Source organism: Microbacterium sp. MYb64 (assembly GCF_002979495.1).
Taxonomy (GTDB): Bacteria; Actinomycetota; Actinomycetes; order Actinomycetales; family Microbacteriaceae; genus Microbacterium; species Microbacterium azadirachtae_A.
In genome coordinates this window covers 1-21,553 of record NZ_PCOW01000033.1, presented here as the reverse complement: position 1 = coordinate 21,553, position 21,553 = coordinate 1, and the positions used below count along the sequence as shown (strand labels likewise).

Sequence of the window (21,553 nt, the reverse complement as noted above, 5' to 3'; positions counted from 1 at the left end):
GTTCGTCCCCTCAGGCCGCGCGGTGCCGCGGCTCGCCGTCGACCCAGGTCTCGAGCACCCGGATCCGGCCGATCCGCTCCGGGTCCGCCTCGAGCACATCCTCGTCCAGCACCACGAAGTCGGCGAGCTTGCCGACCTCGAGGCTGCCCAGGTCATCCTCGCGGCCGAGCGAGACGGCGCCTTCGATCGTGTGCGCGCGCAGGGCGGACAGGGCGGAGATCCGCAGGTCGTCCGGGCCGAGCCTGTGACCGCGGCGGGTGACCCTGGTCACGGCCGCCTGGATCGCCTCGAGCGGGATCGGATCGGCTACGGGCGCATCGGACGAGATGGTGACCGGCACCCCGGCGCGCTCGAACTCGCCCAGCGGGTTGAAGCGCTCTCCTGGTGTCCCGATCGCCTCTTCGACCCCCTCGCCCCAGTTGTAGTAGTGCTGAGGCTGGTTCACCGGGCGGATGCCGGCGGTCGCCATGCGCTCGATCTGCTCGGGGGTCGGCAGCCCGCAGTGCTCGATGCGATGCCGCGCATCGTCGTCGGGATTCTCCGCGAGCGCGGCCTCGATCGCCGAGACGACCATCTCGATCGCCGTGGGCGATTGCGCGTGCGTCGCCGTCTGCAGCCCTGCCGCGTGCGCGCGCCGGATGAGAGCGGCGTATTCGGCGGGCTCGTGGTACAGCTGTCCGGTACGGCAGGGATCCCCTACGTAGCCGTCCGGGAAGTAGGCGGTCCAGCCGCCGAGGGTGCCGTCGGCGTAGAACTTGATGCCGGCGAAGCTGAGGTGCGCATTGCCGAACTGGCCGACGAGCCCCATCTCCAGCGCCTCGTCGAGCAGGTGCGAGAGCAGGTACATCGACACCCGCAGAGGCAGCCTCCCTGCCTGCGCGAGCCGCAGGTACATGTCGAACTCGCGGCGGCTCACCTGCGCGTCGCCGATCGCGGTGACGCCCCCCGCGAGGAAGCGCGAGGTCGCGACGTCGAGCTGGCGCAGGTGCTCCTCCGGCTCGTCCGCGAGGTGGAAGTTCGGGCCGTGGTGGCCCACCTTCACGCCGTGCACTCCGGTGAGGATGTTGCAGGCCGCGTCCGACAGCTCGCCGGTGAGCTCGCCCTCGGCGTCGCGGAAGAACTCGCCGCCCGCGGGGTTCGGCGTCTCGCGGGCGATCCCGCTGCTCTCGAGCGTGTAGGAGTTCACGACGCCGCCGTGCCCGGAGGCGTTCATGAGATAGACCTCACGGTCGGTCGCGACCTGGTCGAGCTCGAACCGGGTGGGGTGGCGCTGCTCGGCGAGGTTGCGGTGCTCGTAGCCGTAGCCGCGCACCGGGCGCCCCGCGGGGAGCGTCGCTGCCGCTGCCTGCAGCAGCGCGACGATCTCCGGGATGCTGCCCGCCTTCTCCGGCCCGCAGTCCACCCAGGTCATCATCTGCCCGTACATGAGCGGGTGCGCGTGCGCGTCGATGAAGCCCGGTACGACCGTCGCGTCGCCGAGGTCGACCCGCTCCGGCGTCAGACCGGCCGCGTCGGCCGCCGCCTCGCACTCGGCGGGCGAGCCGGTGGCGAGGATCCTGCCGCGGTCGACGAGCATCGCGGTCGCGGTCGTGGCGGACGGGTCGAGCAGATGGATCGTGCGGGCGGTGACGAGCCGGGGGGTCGTCTGACGGGACTGGTCGAAGGGGACGAGCTTTCTCATGGCAGCCTGTTCGCGGTGGTGTCGGTGCGGGCGGTGAAGGAGGACGTGACCGGGGCCTCGTCGGAGTGCTGGGGCGCCAGCCTGGTGCAGATGCCGGCGAGCACGGCCATGCCGACGAACATCGCGATGACCGCCCAGATGCTGCCCGTCCAGGCGACCAGCTGGGTCGCGAACCAGGGGGAGAACCCGGCCCAGACCGCCGCGCCGACGCCGTAGGAGAGCGCGATCGACGTGTAGCGCGCCTGCGGGCGGAACATCTGCGCGAGGATCGCCGCGATCGGTGCATAGGTGGCGCTCATCGCGATGCGCACGAGCGACGCGAAGAGGAAGATGAGCGGCTCGACCCGGCCCGGCATGAGCAGCAGGAACGGCGTGAAGGTCAGCACCGAGGTGATCAGACCGATGTACATGACGTTCTTGCGGCCCCACTTGTCGCCGAGCCACGCGACCGGAAGCGTCACCACGAACTCCACGAAGGAGGCGATGGTCATCGCATCCAGGATCACCTGCTCGCTGATCGAGATCGGCGCTCCCGTCGCGTAGGCGGTCGCGAAGGTGGTGGCCAGGTAGTACCCGCCTGTGGAGATCGGCAGGATGCCGATGCCGAGCAGGATGGGACGCCAGTTCGCGCGAAGCGCGAAGGCGAGCGGCATCGACTGCTTGCGTCCCTCGATCTTCTCCTCGAAGACCGGCGACTCCTCGACGCGGTAGCGCACCCAGAGCCCGACGCCGATGAGCACGATCGAGAGCAGGAAGGGGATCCGCCAGCCGCCGTTGCGGATGAAGTCGTCTCCGCCGCGCGACATGATCGCGAAGATGCCCGAGGCGAGCAGGGCGCCGGCGGGGTTGCCGAGCTGGGTGAAGCCGCCGTAGAAGGTCTTCGACTTCTCCGGGGCGTGCTCGACGCTCATGAGCACGGCGCCACCCCACTCGCCGCCCACCGCGAGACCCTGGATCGCGCGCAGCAGGATCAGCAGGATCGGGGCGAGGATGCCCACGTTCTCGTACGTCGGCAGGCATCCCACGAGCACCGTGGAGGCGCCCATGAGCAGCAGAGTGATGACGAGCGAGACCCGGCGGCCGAGCTTGTCGCCGATGTGGCCGAACAGGATGCCCCCGATCGGGCGGACGAGGAAGGCCACGGCGAACGTGGCGAACGCGGCCGACGTCTCCGCGAGCGGATCCTTGCTCGGGAAGAAGAGCGGGCCGAACACGAGGGCGGCGGCCGTGGCGTAGACGTAGAAGTCGTACCACTCGATCGTGGTGCCGACGAAGGCCGCGAGCCCGGCGCGCCGGGCCTTTGCGTGGGTGGAGGTCATGCCCGCTCCTTTGCGGTGTCAGGGATGCGAAGGATGCTATGGCCGGATCTGCACCCGCGCAATGCCAAAAGTTGCGTGCATAAGGTCCACGACTGGAGTAATGTTCGCGATGCCTCGCATCCTGATTCCGTTCCACGCTGTTCGTCCGTCTCCGGCTGCGATTGTGATTGCTTCGGAATCCAAACAGGGAAAGTCGGGGATCGCCTGCATCATGACTGATTTCGACGCAGAACTCATCCGTGCGCTCCGCGAGGACGGGCGCGCGAGCATCCGCTCACTCGCCGCCGACCTCGGCCAGACGAGGACCGCGGTGGCGTCACGACTGCGCCTGCTGCTGGACGATCGGACGATCCGGATCATCGGCGCGGTCGATCCCTTCTTCCTCGGACAGCACGTCATCGCGCACGTCTCGATCCGCACGGCGGGGGCGAGCGCCGGAGTGGCGGAGGCGCTGCAGGCGCGGGTGGAGACCGTCTTCGTGTCGGCGATCGGGGGCGTCTACGACCTCGTGGCCGAGGTGCGCCTCGGGACGATGTCCGAACTGCACGCGGTGATCGAGGACATCAGGGCCATCCCGCAGGTGCTCGACGTGAACACCCTCGTCTACACCTCGGTCGTGAAGGGCCCGTTCGTCTCGAGCTACCGCGGCGACGTCGTGCTGGACGAGACCGATACCGCACTGATCGAGCTGCTGCAGGAGGACGGGCGGATCAGCTTCCGCGCTCTCGGCGAGGTCGTGCGGCTGTCGCCCTCCGCGGTCGCGACCAGGGTGCAGCGGCTCCGTGCCGCGCACGTCATCCAGATCGGCGCCGTGGAAGCCCGCGGCCCCGCGCACCGGAGGCAGTCGATGGGCGTGGGGCTCAGCCTGCTCGGCGATGACGACGCGGTCCTCTCGATCGTGCGCACCTGGCCCGGCGTGGACTTCGCCGCACGGACGATCGGTCGTTTCGATGCCGTGATCACGTTCGTGGAGCCCTCGCCCGGGGCCCTCCACGCCGGTCTCGAGCGGCTGCGCTCACTGCCGGGTGTGTCCCACACCGAGGCCTGGCTGCATCTCGCGGTGCTCAAGGAGGACTACGCCCGTCAGTTCCCGCATTTCCCGGAATAGTGCGGGATCTCGGGCGCCGATAACGGCCGGATCCGCGCCGGTGCCACCGCAGGAAGATATGCGGTCGAGATCACGTCTCGGCGTCGGAACTCCCGAGAATCGCCGACCCGTGCCTACAATCGGGTGTCCCGTGCGCCGTGAACCCTGACGGCCATGGATGTTGCGGCCGCGATGAACTGCGGCCACGGAACCGATACAGAGGTGTATATGTCATTCCACAGCACTCGAGGCCGTCTCGGCCTCGCCATCGGCGCGCTCGGCGCCACGGCCCTCGTTCTTGCGGGCTGCGCGACGAGCAGCACGGGCGGCGGGGGTTCGACCGGGGGATCCTCCGGCAGCACGATCACCGTCGGCACGACCGACAAGGTCACGTTCCTCGACCCGGCCGGCTCGTACGACAACGGCTCGTTCGCGGTGATGAACCAGATCTACCCGTTCCTCATGAACAGCAAGTACGGCACGGCGGAGGTCACCCCCGACATCGCCGAGTCGGCGGAGTTCACTTCACCGACCGAGTACACGGTGAAGCTCAAGAAGGACCTCAAGTTCGCGAACGGCGACCCGCTCACGTCGGCGTCGGTCAAGTTCTCCTTCGACCGCATGGTCAAGATCAACGACCCCAACGGCCCCGCCTCGCTGCTCGGCAACCTCGACAGCACTGAGGCTCCGGACGCGACCACGGTCGTCTTCAAGCTGAAGAACGGCAACGACCAGATCTGGCCGCTGATCCTCTCGAGCCCCGCAGCCCCGATCGTCGACGAGAAGGTGTTCTCGGCCGACAAGGTCACCGATGACGACACCATCGTCAAGGGCAAGGCCTTCGCCGGTCAGTACGAGATCACCGACTACAAGAAGAACCAGCTCATCTCCTACAAGCCGTACGCCGGCTACCAGGGCGAGCTGGGCAAGGCCGCCAACAGCCAGGTCAACGTCAAGTACTACGCCGACGCGTCGAACCTGAAGCTCGCGGTCGGCAACGGCGACATCGACGTGGCGTTCCGCAGCCTCTCGGCCACCGACACCGAGGACCTGAGCAAGAACAAGAAGGTCAAGCTGGTCGAGGGCCCCGGTGGCGAGATCCGCTACATCGTCTTCAACTTCAACACGATGCCCTACGGCGCCACGACGCCCGAGGCCGACCCGGCCAAGTCCCAGGCCGTGCGCCAGGCGGCGGCGGACCTCGTCGACCGCGCGGCGATCGCGAAGGACGTCTACAAGGACACGTACAGCCCGCTGTACTCCTTCGTCGCCGACGGCATGGCCGGCGCCACTCAGCCGCTGAAGTCGATGTACGGCGACGGCAACGGCGGACCCTCGCTCGACAAGGCGAAGAAGGTCCTCGCCGACGCGGGCGTCACCACCCCGGTCACGCTGAACCTTCAGTACAACGGCGACCACTACGGCCCGTCCTCGGGTGACGAGTACGCCGCGATCAAGGCTCAGCTCGAGCAGGGCGGTCTGTTCGCCGTCAACCTGCAGAGCACCGAGTGGACGCAGTACTCGAAGGACCGCACGGCCGACGTGTACCCGGCGTACCAGCTCGGCTGGTTCCCGGACTATTCCGACGCCGACAACTACCTGTCGCCGTTCTTCCTCACGAAGAACTTCCTCGGCAACCACTACGACAACACGGCGGTCAACGACCTGATCGTGAAGTCGCAGACCGAGACCGACAAGGACAAGCGCATGGCCGACCTCGCGCAGGTGCAGGACATGGTCGCGAAGGACCTGTCCACCCTGCCCCTGCTGCAGGGCAAGCAGGTCGCGGTCGTCGGTGCGGGTGTCAACGGCACCACGCTCGACGCCTCGTTCAAGTTCCGCTACGCGCCGCTGACGAAGTAGCGCACCCTCAGACGGGGCACCGCCGCACTCGCGACGGTGCCCCGTCCTCGTTCCCGGGCCCTTCGACGGGCTCAGGGACCGTCATTCTTCTCCTCCTCACAAAGGTTCTCCATGGCCGTTGATGTCCTCGCCGCAGATCCCGTGGCGGCGCGTCCCAAGTCCTCCGGAGGAGGACTGTGGCGCTACATCCTGATCCGCCTCGTGCTGATCATCCCCACCGTCCTCATCCTGATCACCCTGGTCTTCTTCCTGATGCGGGTCACCGGCGACCCGATCACCGCGGCCCTCGGCGGCCGCCTTCCCGCCGACCAGCTCGCGCAGCGCGTGCACGAGGCCGGCTACGACCGCCCGGTCCTGATCCAGTACTTCGAATACCTCGCCAACATCCTGCACGGCGACTTCGGCACGACGATCACGGACGGCCAGAAGGTCACCACGGTGCTGCTGACCTACGGATCCGCCACGCTCGAGCTCGCGATCTACGCGCTCATCGTCGCGTTCGCGGTCTCGATCCCGCTCGGCCTCGTCGCCGCGCACCGCCGCGACAAGTGGCAGGACGCATCGCTGCGCATCATGGCGATCCTCGCCTACGCCACTCCCATCTTCTTCGTCGGCCTGCTGCTGAAGCTCGTCTTCTCGGTCTGGCTGGGCTGGATGCCGGTCTCCGGGCGCGCGAGCACCCAGACCGAGCTGCTGATGAGCGGTGTCAGCACCCCCACCGGCATCTACCTGCTCGACGCGATCCGCCTCGGCAACGGCCCGGCGATCCTCGACGTGCTGTGGCACGCGATCCTGCCCGCCCTCGCTCTCGGCCTGCTCACCGCCGGCATCTTCCTGCGGCTCATCCGCACGAACGTGATCGGCACGCTCGGCCAGCAGTACGTCACCTCCGGCCGCTCCCGCGGTGTGAGCGAGTACCGCCTGGTCACCAAGCACGCGTTCCGCCCCGCCCTCATCCCGATCATCACGGTCATGGGCCTGCAGATCGCGTTGCTGCTCGCCGGCGCCATCCTCACCGAGACGACCTTCGAGTGGAAGGGCATCGGGTTCATGCTGAGCGAGTACTTGAAGGCCCGCGACTTCGTGGCCGTGCAGGGCATCGTCGTGATGATCGCGCTGATCGTCGCCGTCACGAACTTCATCGTCGACATCGTCGCCGCGATGATCGACCCGCGGGTGAGGTACTGAGATGACCGTCGACAACACACCAGAACCCGTGATCGACCGCGACCTGCCGACCCCGAAGACCGAGGTCCTCGCCGCGCAGGCGCCCCGCAAGCGCCGCTGGAGCGAACGGCTCCCCGTGGTCTCGCAGCTGCGCCAGAGCGTCGGCCTGCAGCGCGGCATGCTCGTGACCGGCCTCGTCATCACCGGCATCTTCGTGCTGGTCGCGATCCTGGCGCCGCTCATCGCCCCGTACTCGTGGGCGCAGCAGTCCGCGAACGGGGTGAAGTTCGGCACGCAGCAGCCGCCGAGCGCCACCAACATCCTCGGCACCACCGTGAGCGGATTCGACGTCTTCTCGCGTGTGATCTGGGGATCCCAGACCGCTCTGCTCGTGATCATCGCCGCGATCGCCTGCTCGATCTTCATCGGCATCGCGCTCGGCCTGGTGTCGGGATACTTCGGCGGCTGGCTGGATCGCACGCTCGTCGTGATCGCCGATGCGATCTACGCGTTCCCCTCGCTGCTGCTCGCGATCGTCATGTCGATCGTGATCAGCCACGGGCAGTCGAACCTGTGGTCGGGCATCATGGCCACGGCCCTGTCGATCACCGTGGTCTTCGTGCCGCAGTACTTCCGTGTGATCCGCGCCGAAGTGGTGCGCGTGAGGGCCGAGCCGTTCGTCGAATCGGCGAAGGTCATCGGCGTGCCGACCGGACGGATCCTGACCCGTCACGTGCTGCGCAACTCCACGCGCTCGCTGCCTGTCGTGATCACGCTGAACGCCTCGGAGGCGCTGCTGACCCTCGCCGGACTCGGCTTCCTCGGCTTCGGCATCGAGGCGACCTCGGCCGCGGAATGGGGCTACGACCTGAACCGCGCCATCGCGGACGTCACCAGCGGCATCTGGTGGACGTCCATCTTCCCCGGCCTCGCGATCGTGCTGGTGGTGCTCGGCATCACCCTCGTCGGCGAGAGCCTGAACGACCTGAGCGATCCGCGACTGCGCACCCGCCGTCGCGCGGGAGGTGCGGCATGACCGGCACGACCATGAACACCGGCCTGCCCGATGTGGCGGACATCCGCGGACTCAAGGTGCGCTTCGCGACCGACGGCGACCCCGTCGACGCGGTCAAGGGCATCGACATCCAGGCGCACGCGGGCGAGGTGCTCGCGATCGTCGGCGAATCCGGATCCGGCAAGACCGTCACCGCCAACGCGCTGCTCGGCCTGCTGCCGGAGACCGCGACCATGTCGGGCGCGGTCATCATCCGCGGCCGCGGCGGTGAGACCGACGTCGTGCACGCGTCGGCCGCGAAGATGCGCGCGATGCGCGGACGCGATGCCGCGATGGTGTTCCAGGAGCCGTCCACGGCGCTGAACCCCGTCTACACCGTGGGCTGGCAGATCGCCGAGGGACTGCGCGCGCATCACGACGGCCGGCTCTCCAAGAAGGAGGCGAAGGCCAAGGCGATCGAGATCCTCCGCAAGGTGGGCATCCCGGATCCGGACAAGCGCGTCGACGAGTTCCCGCACCAGTTCTCGGGCGGGCAGAAGCAGCGCATCGTGATCGCTATGGCCCTCGTGCTGAACGCCGGGCTCATCATCGCCGACGAGCCGACGACCGCTCTCGACGTCACGGTGCAGGCCGAGATCCTCGAGCTGCTGCGTGCCTGCCGCGACGAGTTCGGCGCGACGATCGTCCTCATCACGCACAACATGGGCGTGGTCGCCGACCTCGCCGACCGTGTCGTCGTGATGCTGCGCGGAGACATCGTCGAGCAGGCCTCGGTGCGGGACCTCTTCGCGAACCCGCAGCAGGAATACACCAGGGAGCTGCTCGCCGCCGTGCCGCACGTCGGCCAGGGCAAGTCGGCCCTGTCGGTCCCTGAGCCCGTCGAAGGGATCCGTACCGGATCGGACGCTTCGCCGGGCGCGTCGACCGGCATCGCGGACGAGGCGCCGGAAGGCAGCCTCATCGTGGCGCGGGCGTGCGAGATCGGCTACCCGGGCCGCTTCGGACGCGGCGGCGTCGTCGCGGTCAAGGGCGTCGACTTCCACGTCGGACCCGGCGAGGTCGTGGGCCTGGTCGGCGAATCCGGATCCGGGAAGACCACGATCGGCCGTGCCGTCGTCGGCCTCACCACGGTCGTCGGCGGATCGCTGCGCGTGCTCGGCCAGGAGATGAACGGCGTGAAGCAGCGCCAGCTCACCCCGCTCCGCCCCGAGATCGGGTTCGTGTTCCAGGATCCGGCGACGAGCTTCAACCCGCTGCTGTCGATCGCCGAGTGCATCGCCGAGCCGCTCGTGGTGCACGGGAAGGCGGCGAGCGTCGCCGCCGCCCGTGCCCGCGTCGACGAGCTGCTCGACGCGGTGCGGCTGCCGACCAACTTCGGCGACCGCTTCCCGCACGAGCTCTCCGGCGGACAGCGCCAGCGCGCCTCGCTCGCACGCGCCCTGTCCCTGGACCCGAAGCTGCTCATCGCAGACGAGCCCACGAGTGCGCTCGACGTCTCGGTGCAGGCGAAGGTGCTCGACCTGTTCGTGCAGCTGCAGGCCGAGCTCGGCTTCGCATCGCTGTTCATCAGCCACGACCTCGCCGTGATCGATGCGGTCTCCGACCGCATCATCGTGCTGCAGCACGGCCGGATCCAGGAGCAGGGCACGACCGCGCAGGTCCTGAACGATCCGTCGAACTCCTACACGAAGGAGCTGCTCGCGGCTCTCCCCGTGCCGGATCCGGTGGAGCAGGCCGAGCGCCGCGCCCTGTGGCAGGCGGTGCGGCGCAGGGCCTGACCGGCGCCCCCGATCGGGGTCGTTGAGCGACGACGCGCGCCAGCGCGACGGAGACGAAACGCGGTGCTCTTGCGAGGGCGCCGCGTTTCGTCTCGCCTTCGGCTCGCTCAACGACCCCGGAGTAGGCGACGCGTCAGTGCCCGAACATCATGCGGAACACCAGCCAGGCGATCCCGACGCCGGCGAACACCAGCACCGACACCCAGGGGAACGCGCGCTTGAGCCGGCGCCCGCCGGGAGCGACGCCGGGCGGGGGAGACCACGGCTGGGCAGGATCTCCGGGCGTCGGCGCGGCCGGCCCGGCGAACTGAGCCGGGGCCGATGCCGCCGACGCCGCAGCGGTGGCGGGAGAGGCGCCGGACTCGTCCGGTGCGGTGACGGCGTCGACGCTGGACGCCGCGCGCAGGCGCTCGTCGCGCCAGCGCGCCCACTGCTGCAGTTTGGTGAGGACGGCGCCCACGGTGCCGAACATCTGCGCCCACACGGCCGGATCCAAGGTGGTGACCTGCCGGTTCTGTGCGTACAGGAACAACCAGTCGTCGACGATCTCGACGTCGAAGGCCGACGCGCTGTCCATGAACCGGGCCATGATGTCGGGCGTGAACAGGTAGAGCGCGTCGCGCTCGTAGCCGGCGGGGCAGTAGAGCGCGAAGGAGCGGTCGAAGTCGCCCTCGAGCGAAAGCCGTTGGTGCCCGTCGTAGCTCGCGGGAAGGTTGGATCCGAAGAACCCGTTGTTGGACTGGGCGTCCAGCACGATGTTCGGCAGCGGAACGTCGAGCCTGATCGCGATGTACCCCCACTCGTGCGTCTGGCTCTCCTTGCCCGAGCCCGTCGTGTACTTGAAGTTCGCGAACTCGACGAAGCGCGGTGAGGCGCCGCGCACGAGATCGGTGGCGATGCGGCCATGCCCGAGATCGAACAGCATCCCGGGCAGCTGCGGATCCTTGAGCTCCGGCAGGTAGGACATGGCGTTCGCGCTCGCGAATCCGGCCAGGCGGTAGCCCCGCACCAGTTGCCGGTTCCACCACGCGACGCCGCCCCACACCGCGAGGCCGACGACGACGAGCATCAGCAGCGGGACCACGACGCCGCCGGAGGAGCCGAGCGCAACCGTCAGGAAGATCCCGACGATGCCGAATCCGATGAAGACGATGAACAGGATGGCCACGAGGAAGATCACGATCTGACCCACGCGTGGGCCTTGGCCGCTCGCCCTGGCCTCGCGGGACCACGCGGCGAGTCGCGCGCGGTCGACCGGTTCGGTCAGCGCACGGGCGTCGAAGGGGGCGGCGGTGCCCGGCTGCGGAGTGGTCACCCGTCCACGCTAATCCGGGAGCACTGTTTTCGAGAGAGGACCACTGCGCCGGCATGGGTGTCGGAGCGCGCGTATATATTGAAGAGACAGCCAAGATATCCAGGGGTGAGCATAACGAAGACACTCATCGACATCGATGACGCCCTTCTCGCGAAGGCGATGGAGGTCACCGGGGCCGTCACGAAGAAGGCCGCGGTGAACGAGGCTCTCGCGCAGGTCGTCCGACGCGGTGAGGCGCTCGGCTACATCGATCTGCTCCAGTCCGGGATCGCCGTCGATCTCGACGACGCGCGGACCATCGACGACGCACAGCGATGAGGAGGATCTTCCTCATCGACAACTCGGCGCTGCAGCGGCTGCACCGCTCATCGACCGTGGCGTCGGCGTTCGCGGAGCTCCTCGAACACGGAGAGCTGGGCGGATGCCTGCCGCAGATCCTGGAGGAGGGGTACTCCGCGCGCAACGCCGACGATCATCGGACGCTGGTCGACGCGAGCACGCGAGCGCGCATCTTCCTCCCCCCGGATGAACGAGTCGCGACCCTCGCGATCGACCTCCAGCGCCGGCTGTTCGAAGCCGGCATCGGACGTTCGGTGGGGGTGAGCGATCTGCAGATCGCGGCGACGGCGCTTCGTCATTCGGATGCGCAGCAGACGGTCACCGTCGTGCACTACGACGCGGACTTCGAGAACGTCGCACAGGTCGCGCCGGCGTTCTCGCACAGATGGATCGTGCCCTGGGGCAGCGCGGACTGAGAGGTACCGTCTCGGGCGGGTCTGCTCAGGTGTTCACCTCGTCGGCGTCCCACTGCAGGTTCGCGCCTTCGGGGATCGGCAGGGCCTCGAGCCGCTCGTCCGCGCACAGTGCGGCGATGAGGGCCGGGGATCCGCCGACGATCGTCGAGTCGAAGTCGATCTCGCTGACCAGGATCCAGGCGCGATCGGCAGGCCAGATGAGGCTCGGATGCAGCGCGCTGGGCGGGAACCCCCGCTCCTCGGCGATCTTGTCGCTCCACGGGACGAAGGCCCCCCAGTCCGGATCCGCGAACGTGCGCGGCGGCACGGCGAAGAGCACGTGGTTGCGCTGGGGGAGTTCGAGGCGCGCGCCTTCGGAGATCTCGCGGGAGAGGATCCCGTCCTGCCACACCGCCTTCTGGTACGGATTGTTGAACGGGTCATGGATGCTCTCGGCGAGCATGGCCGCGTGCGCCTCGCCGGGGTCGTCGGTGAAGGTGAGGAACGCGCGACCGGTCGACCCGAAGCTGCCCTGCAGACCGCCCCAGCCCTCCCAGACGCCTGCGTATCCGGCGTCCGGCGTGCTCGTGTGCGCCACCAGATGCTCGGCGATGGGAGCCAGGAGCGAGGGCGGCAGGTCGCCCTCGATCGGGGCCTGGAACTCACGTCCGTCCGGAGCGCGACGGTGACGCCAGTCCTCGCCCTCGGGCGTCCGCACGATCCGGTTCCACTGCGCGAGCGGATGCAGCACCGTGCCGAACGCCGCGGCCGTGTCCGCCCACGTGGCCTGCTCGTCGCGGAGCCCGGACTGGATTCGCGCCGCCTCGTCCTCCGACATCGCCCGCAGCTCGTCGTGCGTCGGCACGACGCCGCCGGGCACGCTCCGCACCCAGGCGGGATGGAAGATCCGCGCATATGCCTCGAACCCACGGGGCACGACCGAGTGCATGTCGGATCCGAGATCAGGATCCAGTCGTTCTCTGATCCAGCGGCCGACCTGGACGTCGTCTTCCCAGCGCATGCGCTCAGTCCTTCGTCGCGACGATTGTGAAGGTGCAGGGGACCAGGTCGCGCTCCGCTTCCGGCCAGACGAATCCGTCGTCCGTGGACAGCATCCGCGGGCTGAACTGCCACGGCAGCGTCCTGCCTTCGTCCAGGCGACGGATCCGCAGACCGGCTCCGATCAGGGCGTTCACGACGGAGGAGAGGGGATGCGGCCACTCGTAGGTGCGCGGATGTGCGACCGTGCCGTCTCCGGCGTACGTGCCGTCGCCGTCCCAGGCCTGTGCCGCTCCGGTTTCGAAGTAGGGATAGCGAAGGACGAGCTCCTCGCGGCTCTCGTCGAGCGCGTACAGCAGCGGGTGCCCATCGCGGATGTAGAACGTTCCGCCGGGTCGCAGCAGCCCGGCGACCTGCGCGGCCCAGCGGTCGAGATCGTGCAGCCAGCAGATGGCGCCGATGCTCGTGTAGACGAGGTCGAACTCCGCGTCGACTGCTGCCGCGGCGTCGAGCACATCGGTCTCGACCCAGTCGGCGTCGAGGCCGAGCCGTGACGCGAGCGCGGCAGCCGTCTCCAGGGCTGGGGCGGAGAAGTCGACCCCTGTCACCCTCGCGCCGAGCCGGGCGAACGAGAGGGTGTCGGTGCCGATGTGGCACTGCAGGTGGCAGATCTCGAGGCCGTCGAATCCCTCCGGCAGGAACGGCGCGAGCGCCGCAGCGTCTTCGCGCACGACGTCGGAGAGGTGGGCCGGATCCTCGAACGCCTGGAGCCCGTAGGCCTCCGCGTGCAACGCGACGCGGTCGTCCCAGTTCTCGCGGTTGGCATCCCGCGCCGGCTCCCAGTCGATCCGCACTGAACTCGTCACGGGTTCGCTCATGCCGCCAGGCTACCGGCCCCGATTCGGCGCACCCAGCCGGATCCGCTAAGCTGTACAGGTTGCCTGGGCGATTCATGCCCCGGCACGTGCTACACACCCTCCTGCTTCCGGGAAAGTCCCGGAAGCCGTTCTAGTCCGAAGGAGGTGGGTAAGTGACGCACCAGTACGAGCTCATGGTCATTCTGACCCCCGAGCTGGACGAGCGCCAGGTTGCCCCCAACCTCGACAAGTTCCTGAAGGTCATCACCAACGATGGTGGCTCGATTGACAAGGTCGACATCTGGGGCAAGCGCCGTTTCGCCTACGAGATCAACAAGAAGACCGAGGGCATCTACGTCGTCGTGAACTTCACCGCGACCAGCGATGCCACCAACGAACTCGACCGTCAGCTGAACCTCAGCGAGCTCGTGTTCCGCACCAAGGTGCAGCGCGCTGAAGAGGCGCAGGCGATGGTCGCCGCCGAGGCCAAGCGGGCCGAGGAGAAGGCCGCTCGCAAGCCCAAGGCCGCGAAGGTCTAAGGACCATGGCCGGCGAGACCGTCATCACCGTGGTGGGAAACCTCACCGCCGACCCCGAGCTGCGTTACACGCAGAACGGGCTGCCGGTGGCGAACTTCACCATCGCTTCGACGCCGCGCACCTTCGACCGCCAGGCGAACGAGTGGAAGGACGGCGATGCGCTGTTCCTCCGTGCGTCCGTGTGGCGCGAGTTCGCCGAGCACGTGGCCGGTTCGCTGACGAAGGGCATGCGGGTCATCGCGACCGGCCGCCTGCGTCAGCGCTCCTACCAGGACAAAGAAGGGGCAACCCGGACGTCCATCGAGCTCGAGGTCGATGAGGTCGGCCCGTCGCTCCGTTACGCGACCGCTCAGGTCACCCGTGCTGCGCGGTCCGATGCGGGCGCCGGCGGCGGGAACTTCCAGGGCGGTGGCGGCGGCAGCCGTCCGCAGCAGGCCTCGAACGAGCCCTGGTCGACCCCCGGGTCGTCCGGTTCCTCGAGCGCGGATGCGTGGAGCACTCCCGGCTCGTTCGGCGACGACACGCCTTTTTGAGCGTCGTCTCCGGACACAACAAGATTCCGGATCCTGACGGATCCGAAAACCATTTCTCGTAAGGAAGACTCATGGCTGGAAAGTCGAGCGGCGACCGCCGCAAGCCGCGGAAGGGCGCGAAGAACGCCGCTCCCGCGAAGTCCATCCGCGTGGGTGTCATCGACTACAAGGACGTCGCGACCCTCCGCAAGTTCATCTCGGAGCGTGGCAAGATCCGCGCCCGTCGCATCACCGGTGTGTCCGTGCAGGAGCAGCGTCTGATCGCCAAGGCGATCAAGAACGCGCGCGAGATGGCTCTCCTGCCCTACGCCGGCGCTGGCCGCTAAGGGGTACCGACATGGCAAAGCTGATTCTCACGAATGAGGTCGCCGGGCTCGGTAGCGCCGGTGACGTGGTCGAGGTCAAGAACGGGTACGCCCGCAACTACCTCGTGCCGCAGGGTTTCGCTGTCGCGTGGTCGCGCGGTGGCGAGAAGCAGGTCGAGCAGATCCGGGCCGCCCGTCAGGCGCGCGCGATCCACGACCGTGACGACGCCGTGGCGCTGAAGAACGCGCTCGAGGCCGCCAAGGTCCGCCTGGCCGTCAAGGCCGGCTCCGAGGGCCGTCTGTTCGGCTCGGTCAAGACCGCCGATGTCGCCGCTGCCGTCGAGGCCGCGGGCGTCGGTGCGATCGACAAGCGCAAGGTGCACATCACCACGCCGATCAAGTCGGTCGGCGAGCACGAGGCCACCGTTCGTCTGCACGACGACGTGACCGCCGTGATCACGCTGCAGGTCGTCGCCGCCAAGTAAGCGCCGACTCCGTGTCAGGGGCCGTCTCCTTCGGGAGGCGGCCCCTTTCGCGTGCCCGGGAGATGTGATGCGCGTCCCGGGGGAGCCGCTGCGAGATCGCGGGCTTTTCTTAATGACCAGAACCGATCTCACGGGATACGCCTCAGTACATTCATCGAGTCCGGCAGCGTCGCCGGCTCCGCACACCGGCGATGGCGCCGGTGACAGTGAAAGGCATCGTCCGTGAAGATCTCGACATTCGCCAGGGCCGCGGCGGTGGGGACGGTTCTGCTCCTCGCCCTGACGGCATGCAGCTCCCCGAAGAGCGACAAGACCCCCTCCGCCGACTCCGGCGCCACGGCGTTCACCCCTCTCACCCGCCTCGAGCTGATCGCGCCGGCCGCGCCGGGCAGCGGGTGGGATCAGACCGCGCGAGCGACCCAGGGCGCGCTGCAGACCGACGAACTGGCCAAGACCGTGACGGTCAACAACGTGCCAGGCGCCTCGGGCACCGTCGCCCTCGCCCAGGTCGCGCCCAAGAAGGGCCAGAAGGACCTCCTGATCATGTCGGGGCTGGCGATGATGAGCGGCGTCGTCACGAACGGCACCTCCGTGTCCCTCGACGACCTCACCCCGATCGCTCGTCTCGTCGGCGAGCACGAGGCGATCGTCGTCCCCAAGGGCTCTCCCTTCACGAACGCCGATGAGCTCTTCGCAGCGATCAAGAAGGATCCCAAGTCCGTCGCGATCGCGGGCGGATCCGCCGGCTCCGCCGACCACCTCTTCATCGGCCTGCTCGCGCAGCACTACGGCGTGAAGCCCTCCGACGTCAACTACGTGCCCTACTCCGGCGGCGGCGAGGCCACCACCGCGCTGCTCGGCGGCAAGGTGCAGGCGGGCATCGCCGGGACCGGAGAGTTCGCGGCGCAGATCGAGAGCGGAGAGCTGACCGGACTGCTCGTGTCGTCGCTGAAGAACGACGGCTCGCTCACCTTCGCCCAGGCGGCGGGGGAGATCGACCCGAAGCTCGAGTTCGCCAACTGGCGCTCGATCATGGCGCCGGGAGGGATCGACGCCAAGCTGCGTGCCCAGTACCTGGCCGCCATCGAGAAGATGCACGCCGGCGACGCGTGGAAGGCGGAGCTGAAGAAGAACGAGTGGCTCGACAACTACATCGCCGGTGACGAGTTCGCGGGCTGGCTGAAGACCGAGAACACCCGGGTGCAGAGCGTCCTCAAGGACCTCGGTCTCGCGAAGTAGCACCGCCGCTCGCGGAGGAGGAGGGGATCCCTCCTCCTCCGCGAGCCGTCGTGCCCGCGCCGTATCAAGCCGCAGGAAGGAGCATCCGATGAGCGACGTCTCTTCGCATCAGGGAACCGCCACGCACGAGGACCCGCACCCGGAGGATCTCGGGGACGGGCCCCGCCCGGCCTCGACGAAAGGGATCGGCGAGTGGGCCGTCGCCGCGGCGGTGTTCGCACTCGGCGGGATCGTCCTCCTCGACGGTCTCGGCCAGCGCCAGTCGACCTCCGCCTCCGGGATCGGCGCCGGCTTCATGCCGATCGTGGTGGGGAGCCTGCTGCTCCTGCTCGCGGTGGTGCTGGCCGTCCAGCTCGCGCGAGGTCGGCGCGGTGAGCCCGAGCAGGCCGAGGGCGACGTCGACGTCACCCGCACGCACTGGACCGCGCTCGGCATCGCCGCCGCCGGTCTGCTGTTCTTCCTGTTCACCGTGGAGCCGCTCGGCTTCATCCCCGCGACCACCGTGATGTTCTACCTGATCTCCCTCGCGATGGGATCCCGCCGGTATCTGGTGGCGCTCGTGATCGCTCTGGCGACCGCCTGCGTGATCTTCTTCTCCTTCACGAAACTGCTGTCGATCGATCTGCCCGCGGGCTTCCTGGAAGGGATCATCTGATGCCCGGTCTCGAAGGACTCATGCACGGGTTCGAGCTCGCGTTCCAGCCGCAGAACCTGCTGTTCGCACTGATCGGCACGATCGTCGGGACGCTCGTGGGCGTGCTGCCGGGGATCGGCCCCGCGCTCACCATCGCCCTGCTGCTCCCGCTCACCTACTCGGTCGATCCGTCGGCCGCCTTCATCATGTTCGCCGGCATCTACTACGGAGCGATGTACGGCGGTTCGACGACCGCGATCCTGCTGAAGACCCCGGGCGAATCGGGATCCGTCATCACGGCGATCGACGGCAACAGGATGGCGCGCATGGGAAGGGGGGCCACGGCCCTCGCGACCGCGGCGATCGGATCCTTCGTCGCGGGCACGATCGCGACGATGCTGGTGGCGTTCTTCGCGCCATGGATCGTCGACATCGCGGTGCAGCTCGGCCCGCAGGACTATCTCGCCCTCATGGTGGTCGCCTTCCTCACCGTGAGCGCGCTGGTCGGCAGCTCGCCGCTGCGCGGACTCATCTCCATGGCTGTGGGACTCGCGATCTCGCTCGTCGGCATCGACTTCCAGAGCGGGCAGCAGCGCCTCACCTTCGGCCTGCTTCCGCTGCTGGACGGCATCGACACCGTCGTCCTGATCGTCGCGCTCTTCGCGATCGGCGAGCTGTTCTACGTCGTCGCGCACCAGTCGACGCTGATCTTCAAGGTCATGCCGTTCGCGGGGCGGTGGATGAACCGCGAGGACTGGCGGCGCTCGTGGAAGCCCTGGCTGCGCGGCACGGCGATCGGATTCCCCCTGGGCGTGATCCCCGCGGGAGGGTCCGAGATCCCCACGTTCCTGTCGTACACGCTGGAGCGCAGGCTGTCCCGGCGCCCGCAGGAGTTCGGCCACGGTGCGATCGAGGGCGTGGCGGGGCCGGAAGCGGCGAACAACGCCAACGCGGCCGGCACCATGGTGCCGCTGCTCACCCTCGGCATCCCGACCTCCGCGACCGCCGCGGTGATCCTCGTCGCCTTCCAGCAGTACGGCATCCAGACCGGACCCCAGCTGCTGGAGACCAACGGCCCGCTGGTGTGGAGCCTCATCGCGAGCCTCGTGGTCGCCAACGCGATCCTGCTGCTGCTCAACCTCCCGCTCGTCGGACTGTGGGTCAAGCTGCTGAAGATCCCGAAGCCGTACATGTTCGCCGGCATCGCGACCTTCGCCGTGCTGGGCGCCTACGCCGCCGGCGGCTCCACCTTCGACGTGGGCCTGCTCCTCGTGCTGGGCGTGCTCGGATACGTCATGCGCCGCTTCGGGTACCCGGTCTCGCCGCTCATCGTCGGGGCGATCCTCGGCCCGATCGCCGAGGTGCAGTTCCGGCGTGCGCTCGACATCGCCGGCGGCGATCCCGCGACGCTGATCTCGACCCCGTTCACCTGGGCCATCTACGGCACCCTCGCCCTGGTCTTCGTCCTCACGTTCGCGCTGCGCCGCCGTCCGTCGAAGCGCGATGTCCTGGTCGAGGTGGGAGGTCTGCCCACGACGCTGACGCCCACGATCGAGGTGCCGGAGCCGGCCGCCGACACCGCGCCGGCGCGGGAGGCGGCGCGCACGCAGAGCGATCAGGGGTGAGCATCGCCCAAGGCGCGAGCGGCGCCCCCGCGGAGGTTCCCGCCTTCGGAGGGCGCCGCTTCGCCGCGTGGGACACTGGTCACGTGCGTCGTTCGATGTCGTTGAGCACGCAGCTGCTGGTGCTGCAGATCGCCATCGTGCTCGTCATCGTCGCAGGGACCGGCGCGGTCGCCGCCGTCCTCGCCGCCCAGGCGAACCGGGACGCCTACCGGGATCGCATGGTCGCCATCGCGCAATCGGTCGCCGGCCTGCCGACCGTGGTGGAGGCGCTGCTGGCGCAGGATCCCCATAGCCAGATCCAGCCGATCGCGGAGGCCGTGCGGAAGTCATCAGGCCTCAGCTATGTCGTCGTGACGGACGATCAGGGCATCCGCTACTCGCATCCGAATCCGGACCGCATCGGCGAGATGGTCTCGACGGACCCCTCGGTCGCGCTCTCCGGAAAGGTCCAGATCGAGACTCAGACGGGCACGCTCGGCGAGTCCTGGCGGGTGAAGGTCCCCATCCACGGCCCCGACGGCCCGGTGATCGGGATCGTCTCCGTCGGGATCTTCGAGGTCGACCTCCAGGCGCAGTTCGTCGACGATCTCCCGGGCCTGATCATCGCGCCGATCGCCGCCGCCGTGATCGGCGTGATCGGCTCGGTGTGGATCGGCTGGCTGCTGCGCCGGCGCATCTACGGCCTCGAGTCGGAGGAGATCCGCACGATGCTGGACACCAGGGAGGCCATGCTGCACGGCATCCAGGAGGGGTTCATCGCCGTGGATGCGGACGGCAGGCTCGTGGTGGTCAACGATGCGGCCGCCCGGCTGCTCGGAGTGGAGTCGGACCAGATCCTCGGCAAGGACGCGGCGGACGTGCTGGACGAGGAGCTGGCGCAGTTCCTGCTCTCCGGGGAGACCGCGGAGACCCCGGTGCTCTCGGGAGAGCGCGTGCTCGTGGTGCACGGCGCCGCGGCGCGGGTGAAGGATCGCGACGTCGGCCACATCGCGATGCTCCGCGACCGGACCGAGCTCGAGGAGACGCTGCGCGATCTGAGCGGCGCGCGCAGCCTCGCCGATGACCTGAGGGCGCAGTCCCACGAGTTCTTCAACACCCTGCAGGTGCTCAGCGGCCTGCTCGAGACGGACCAGACCGATGCGGCGCTCTCCTTCATCCACCGCGTGGGCGGAGGCGGAGCCCTCCCGACGGGACAGCTGCTGCACGGCATCGACGACATCGAGGTCTCGGCGCTCGTGCTGGCCAAGTCCGCACGGGCGCAGGAGCTCGGGATCGACCTGGTCGTGGATCCCGAGTCGCATCTGCGCGAGGTCGAGCAGGACGACGACCTGTTGACGATCGTCGGCAATCTGCTCGACAACGCGATCGAGGCCCTCGAGTCCGGGGGTGGGCGAGTGGTGCTGCGAATCAGGGATGACGTCGCGCCGGATCGGATCACGGTGAGCGTCGACGACGACGGTCCGGGGGTCCCCGAGCACCTGCGCGACGCGGTCTTCGAGATGGACGTGTCCGACAAGGGATCCGTACCCCGCAAGGAGAGGCGCGGGATCGGGCTCACGATCGTCAAGCGCGTCGCGCAGCGGCTGGGCGGCACGGCGATCGCGGAGGCCTCCGCATCCGGCGGGGCGCGCTTCGTGGTGGACGTGCCGTGGTCGTTCGAGGCGCGGACTCCGCGATGAGCCCCGCACGGGTCGTCATCGTCGAGGACGATCGCATGCTCGCCGCCCTCAACGCGACGCTGGTCGACGACCATCCCGGGTTCGAGGTGGTCGCGGTCGCGCACACCGCATCGGCGGGCCTCAGGGAGATCGAGCATCATCGTCCCGATCTTCTGCTGCTCGACGTCTATCTCCCCGACCTGAACGGGCTGGAGCTGCTGCGCCGGCTGCGGGCCATGCGCACCGACGTCGAGGTGATCGCGGTGACCGCTGCCCGTGATCTCGAGACGGTCCGTCGTGCGCGCGTGCTGGGCGTGCGGCACTACCTGGTCAAGCCGTTCACGAAGGCCGATCTGCACCGCCGGCTGAACGAGGTGCAGCGCGCGCTCAGCATGACGGCGGGCGATGCGGATCTCGATCAGCGGGCGGTCGATCTGATGCTGGGCGGCGGATCCGATGACGCGGCGGCCGCACCCAGGAACCTGTCGGCCTCGAGCCTGCAGCGGGTCGCGGAACTCCTCGACGGAGCAGAGGGGGACATGTCGTCGGCGGAGATCGCCGACGCCCTCGGCATGTCGCGGGTGAGTGCGCGCCGCTATCTCGACCATCTCGCCACGATCGGGCGGGCCGAGGTCGCCCCGCGCTACGGCGCGGTGGGGCGACCGGAGAACCGCTACCGGGCGATCCGGCGCTAGTGATCTTGGGCGGGGCGACCTCGGC

General features: G+C 68.7%; 21 protein-coding genes. 16 read left to right on the top strand and 5 right to left on the bottom strand.

The window, feature by feature from the left end; all coding sequences use genetic code 11:
- Nucleotides 1–10 precede the first annotated feature (10 nt).
- On the bottom strand, nucleotides 11–1,681 hold the full coding sequence (locus tag CQ044_RS18845) for an amidohydrolase (protein ID WP_105689885.1): 1,671 nt from the start codon (nucleotides 1,679–1,681) through the stop codon (nucleotides 11–13).
- A complete protein-coding gene (locus CQ044_RS18840) occupies nucleotides 1,678–3,000 on the bottom strand; it encodes an MFS transporter (RefSeq protein WP_105689884.1) in 1,323 nt (440 codons plus the stop codon). The genes CQ044_RS18845 and CQ044_RS18840 overlap by 4 nt, the downstream gene beginning before the upstream one ends.
- A gap of 211 nt (nucleotides 3,001–3,211) precedes the next feature.
- Between CQ044_RS18840 and CQ044_RS18835 the strand changes: the two genes are divergently transcribed.
- The 5 genes from CQ044_RS18835 (at nucleotide 3,212) to CQ044_RS18815 (ending at nucleotide 9,910) form a co-directional block, all read left to right on the top strand.
- Nucleotides 3,212–4,108, top strand: coding sequence for an Lrp/AsnC family transcriptional regulator (locus CQ044_RS18835; RefSeq protein ID WP_105689883.1), 897 nt, complete (start codon nucleotides 3,212–3,214; stop codon nucleotides 4,106–4,108).
- A gap of 207 nt (nucleotides 4,109–4,315) precedes the next feature.
- Nucleotides 4,316–5,950 (top strand): ABC transporter substrate-binding protein, encoded by a 1,635-nt coding sequence (locus tag CQ044_RS18830; protein ID WP_105689882.1) that lies wholly within the window; start codon nucleotides 4,316–4,318, stop codon nucleotides 5,948–5,950.
- A 111-nt stretch (nucleotides 5,951–6,061) separates the two neighbouring features.
- On the top strand, nucleotides 6,062–7,138 hold the full coding sequence (locus tag CQ044_RS18825) for an ABC transporter permease (protein ID WP_105689881.1): 1,077 nt from the start codon (nucleotides 6,062–6,064) through the stop codon (nucleotides 7,136–7,138).
- Nucleotide 7,139: 1 nt separating this feature from the next.
- Nucleotides 7,140–8,153, top strand: a complete 1,014-nt coding sequence (locus CQ044_RS18820; protein WP_105689880.1) for an ABC transporter permease — start codon at nucleotides 7,140–7,142, stop codon at nucleotides 8,151–8,153.
- Nucleotides 8,150–9,910 carry an ABC transporter ATP-binding protein gene (locus CQ044_RS18815; protein ID WP_258133373.1) on the top strand — a complete coding sequence of 587 codons (1,761 nt, stop codon included), beginning with the start codon at nucleotides 8,150–8,152 and terminating at the stop codon, nucleotides 9,908–9,910. The genes CQ044_RS18820 and CQ044_RS18815 overlap by 4 nt, the downstream gene beginning before the upstream one ends.
- A gap of 133 nt (nucleotides 9,911–10,043) precedes the next feature.
- On the opposite strand, the gene CQ044_RS18810 is transcribed toward CQ044_RS18815, so the two are convergent.
- On the bottom strand, nucleotides 10,044–11,225 hold the full coding sequence (locus CQ044_RS18810) for a hypothetical protein (RefSeq protein ID WP_105689879.1): 1,182 nt from the start codon (nucleotides 11,223–11,225) through the stop codon (nucleotides 10,044–10,046).
- Nucleotides 11,226–11,330: 105 nt separating this feature from the next.
- Between CQ044_RS18810 and CQ044_RS18805 the strand changes: the two genes are divergently transcribed.
- Both CQ044_RS18805 and CQ044_RS18800 read left to right on the top strand, forming a co-directional pair.
- A complete protein-coding gene (locus tag CQ044_RS18805) occupies nucleotides 11,331–11,543 on the top strand; it encodes a type II toxin-antitoxin system VapB family antitoxin (RefSeq protein ID WP_219845001.1) in 213 nt (70 codons plus the stop codon).
- Nucleotides 11,540–11,980, top strand: a complete 441-nt coding sequence (locus CQ044_RS18800; protein ID WP_105689878.1) for a PIN domain-containing protein — start codon at nucleotides 11,540–11,542, stop codon at nucleotides 11,978–11,980. The genes CQ044_RS18805 and CQ044_RS18800 overlap by 4 nt, the downstream gene beginning before the upstream one ends.
- A gap of 25 nt (nucleotides 11,981–12,005) precedes the next feature.
- Here CQ044_RS18800 and CQ044_RS18795 read toward each other — a convergent pair whose 3' ends face one another.
- Together CQ044_RS18795 and CQ044_RS18790 are read right to left on the bottom strand one after the other, a co-directional pair.
- Nucleotides 12,006–12,980 carry a hypothetical protein gene (locus tag CQ044_RS18795; protein WP_105689877.1) on the bottom strand — a complete coding sequence of 325 codons (975 nt, stop codon included), beginning with the start codon at nucleotides 12,978–12,980 and terminating at the stop codon, nucleotides 12,006–12,008.
- 4 nt (nucleotides 12,981–12,984) lie between these two features.
- A complete protein-coding gene (locus tag CQ044_RS18790; protein ID WP_105689876.1) occupies nucleotides 12,985–13,836 on the bottom strand; it encodes a bifunctional 2-polyprenyl-6-hydroxyphenol methylase/3-demethylubiquinol 3-O-methyltransferase UbiG in 852 nt (283 codons plus the stop codon).
- A gap of 152 nt (nucleotides 13,837–13,988) precedes the next feature.
- Between CQ044_RS18790 and rpsF the strand changes: the two genes are divergently transcribed.
- The 9 genes from rpsF (at nucleotide 13,989) to CQ044_RS18745 (ending at nucleotide 21,528) form a co-directional block, all read left to right on the top strand.
- Nucleotides 13,989–14,354 carry a 30S ribosomal protein S6 gene (rpsF, locus tag CQ044_RS18785; RefSeq protein WP_045271354.1) on the top strand — a complete coding sequence of 122 codons (366 nt, stop codon included), beginning with the start codon at nucleotides 13,989–13,991 and terminating at the stop codon, nucleotides 14,352–14,354.
- A 5-nt stretch (nucleotides 14,355–14,359) separates the two neighbouring features.
- Complete coding sequence (locus CQ044_RS18780) at nucleotides 14,360–14,887, top strand: single-stranded DNA-binding protein (protein WP_045271355.1); 528 nt, start codon at nucleotides 14,360–14,362, stop codon at nucleotides 14,885–14,887.
- 71 nt (nucleotides 14,888–14,958) lie between these two features.
- Nucleotides 14,959–15,213 (top strand): 30S ribosomal protein S18, encoded by a 255-nt coding sequence (gene rpsR / locus CQ044_RS18775; protein WP_040168021.1) that lies wholly within the window; start codon nucleotides 14,959–14,961, stop codon nucleotides 15,211–15,213.
- Nucleotides 15,214–15,224: 11 nt separating this feature from the next.
- Nucleotides 15,225–15,677 carry a 50S ribosomal protein L9 gene (rplI, locus tag CQ044_RS18770; RefSeq protein WP_045271356.1) on the top strand — a complete coding sequence of 151 codons (453 nt, stop codon included), beginning with the start codon at nucleotides 15,225–15,227 and terminating at the stop codon, nucleotides 15,675–15,677.
- Nucleotides 15,678–15,899: 222 nt separating this feature from the next.
- Nucleotides 15,900–16,916 (top strand): tripartite tricarboxylate transporter substrate binding protein, encoded by a 1,017-nt coding sequence (locus tag CQ044_RS18765; RefSeq protein WP_105689875.1) that lies wholly within the window; start codon nucleotides 15,900–15,902, stop codon nucleotides 16,914–16,916.
- An 88-nt stretch (nucleotides 16,917–17,004) separates the two neighbouring features.
- Complete coding sequence (locus CQ044_RS18760; protein WP_105689874.1) at nucleotides 17,005–17,571, top strand: tripartite tricarboxylate transporter TctB family protein; 567 nt, start codon at nucleotides 17,005–17,007, stop codon at nucleotides 17,569–17,571.
- Nucleotides 17,571–19,175, top strand: a complete 1,605-nt coding sequence (locus CQ044_RS18755) for a tripartite tricarboxylate transporter permease (RefSeq protein ID WP_105689873.1) — start codon at nucleotides 17,571–17,573, stop codon at nucleotides 19,173–19,175. Before CQ044_RS18760 ends, CQ044_RS18755 begins: the two co-directional genes overlap by 1 nt.
- Complete coding sequence (locus CQ044_RS18750) at nucleotides 19,172–20,854, top strand: sensor histidine kinase (protein WP_105689872.1); 1,683 nt, start codon at nucleotides 19,172–19,174, stop codon at nucleotides 20,852–20,854. Before CQ044_RS18755 ends, CQ044_RS18750 begins: the two co-directional genes overlap by 4 nt.
- The gene (locus CQ044_RS18745; RefSeq protein ID WP_105689893.1) at nucleotides 20,851–21,528 is read left to right on the top strand and encodes a response regulator; all 678 of its coding nucleotides are present in this window, start codon (nucleotides 20,851–20,853) and stop codon (nucleotides 21,526–21,528) included. The genes CQ044_RS18750 and CQ044_RS18745 overlap by 4 nt, the downstream gene beginning before the upstream one ends.
- The last annotated feature ends 25 nt before the right edge of the window (nucleotides 21,529–21,553 follow it).

Coding starts and splice junctions, on each gene's coding strand:
- CQ044_RS18795 (WP_105689877.1), bottom strand. CDS start 12,980: ATGCGCTGGGAAGACGACGTCCAGGTCGGCCGCTGGATCAGAGAACGA.
- CQ044_RS18815 (WP_258133373.1), top strand. CDS start 8,150: ATGACCGGCACGACCATGAACACCGGCCTGCCCGATGTGGCGGACATC.
- CQ044_RS18780 (WP_045271355.1), top strand. CDS start 14,360: ATGGCCGGCGAGACCGTCATCACCGTGGTGGGAAACCTCACCGCCGAC.
- CQ044_RS18840 (WP_105689884.1), bottom strand. CDS start 3,000: ATGACCTCCACCCACGCAAAGGCCCGGCGCGCCGGGCTCGCGGCCTTC.
- CQ044_RS18830 (WP_105689882.1), top strand. CDS start 4,316: ATGTCATTCCACAGCACTCGAGGCCGTCTCGGCCTCGCCATCGGCGCG.
- CQ044_RS18755 (WP_105689873.1), top strand. CDS start 17,571: ATGCCCGGTCTCGAAGGACTCATGCACGGGTTCGAGCTCGCGTTCCAG.
- CQ044_RS18820 (WP_105689880.1), top strand. CDS start 7,140: ATGACCGTCGACAACACACCAGAACCCGTGATCGACCGCGACCTGCCG.
- CQ044_RS18835 (WP_105689883.1), top strand. CDS start 3,212: ATGACTGATTTCGACGCAGAACTCATCCGTGCGCTCCGCGAGGACGGG.
- CQ044_RS18845 (WP_105689885.1), bottom strand. CDS start 1,681: ATGAGAAAGCTCGTCCCCTTCGACCAGTCCCGTCAGACGACCCCCCGG.
- CQ044_RS18760 (WP_105689874.1), top strand. CDS start 17,005: ATGAGCGACGTCTCTTCGCATCAGGGAACCGCCACGCACGAGGACCCG.
- rpsR (WP_040168021.1), top strand. CDS start 14,959: ATGGCTGGAAAGTCGAGCGGCGACCGCCGCAAGCCGCGGAAGGGCGCG.
- rplI (WP_045271356.1), top strand. CDS start 15,225: ATGGCAAAGCTGATTCTCACGAATGAGGTCGCCGGGCTCGGTAGCGCC.
- CQ044_RS18790 (WP_105689876.1), bottom strand. CDS start 13,836: ATGAGCGAACCCGTGACGAGTTCAGTGCGGATCGACTGGGAGCCGGCG.
- CQ044_RS18800 (WP_105689878.1), top strand. CDS start 11,540: ATGAGGAGGATCTTCCTCATCGACAACTCGGCGCTGCAGCGGCTGCAC.
- CQ044_RS18825 (WP_105689881.1), top strand. CDS start 6,062: ATGGCCGTTGATGTCCTCGCCGCAGATCCCGTGGCGGCGCGTCCCAAG.
- CQ044_RS18745 (WP_105689893.1), top strand. CDS start 20,851: ATGAGCCCCGCACGGGTCGTCATCGTCGAGGACGATCGCATGCTCGCC.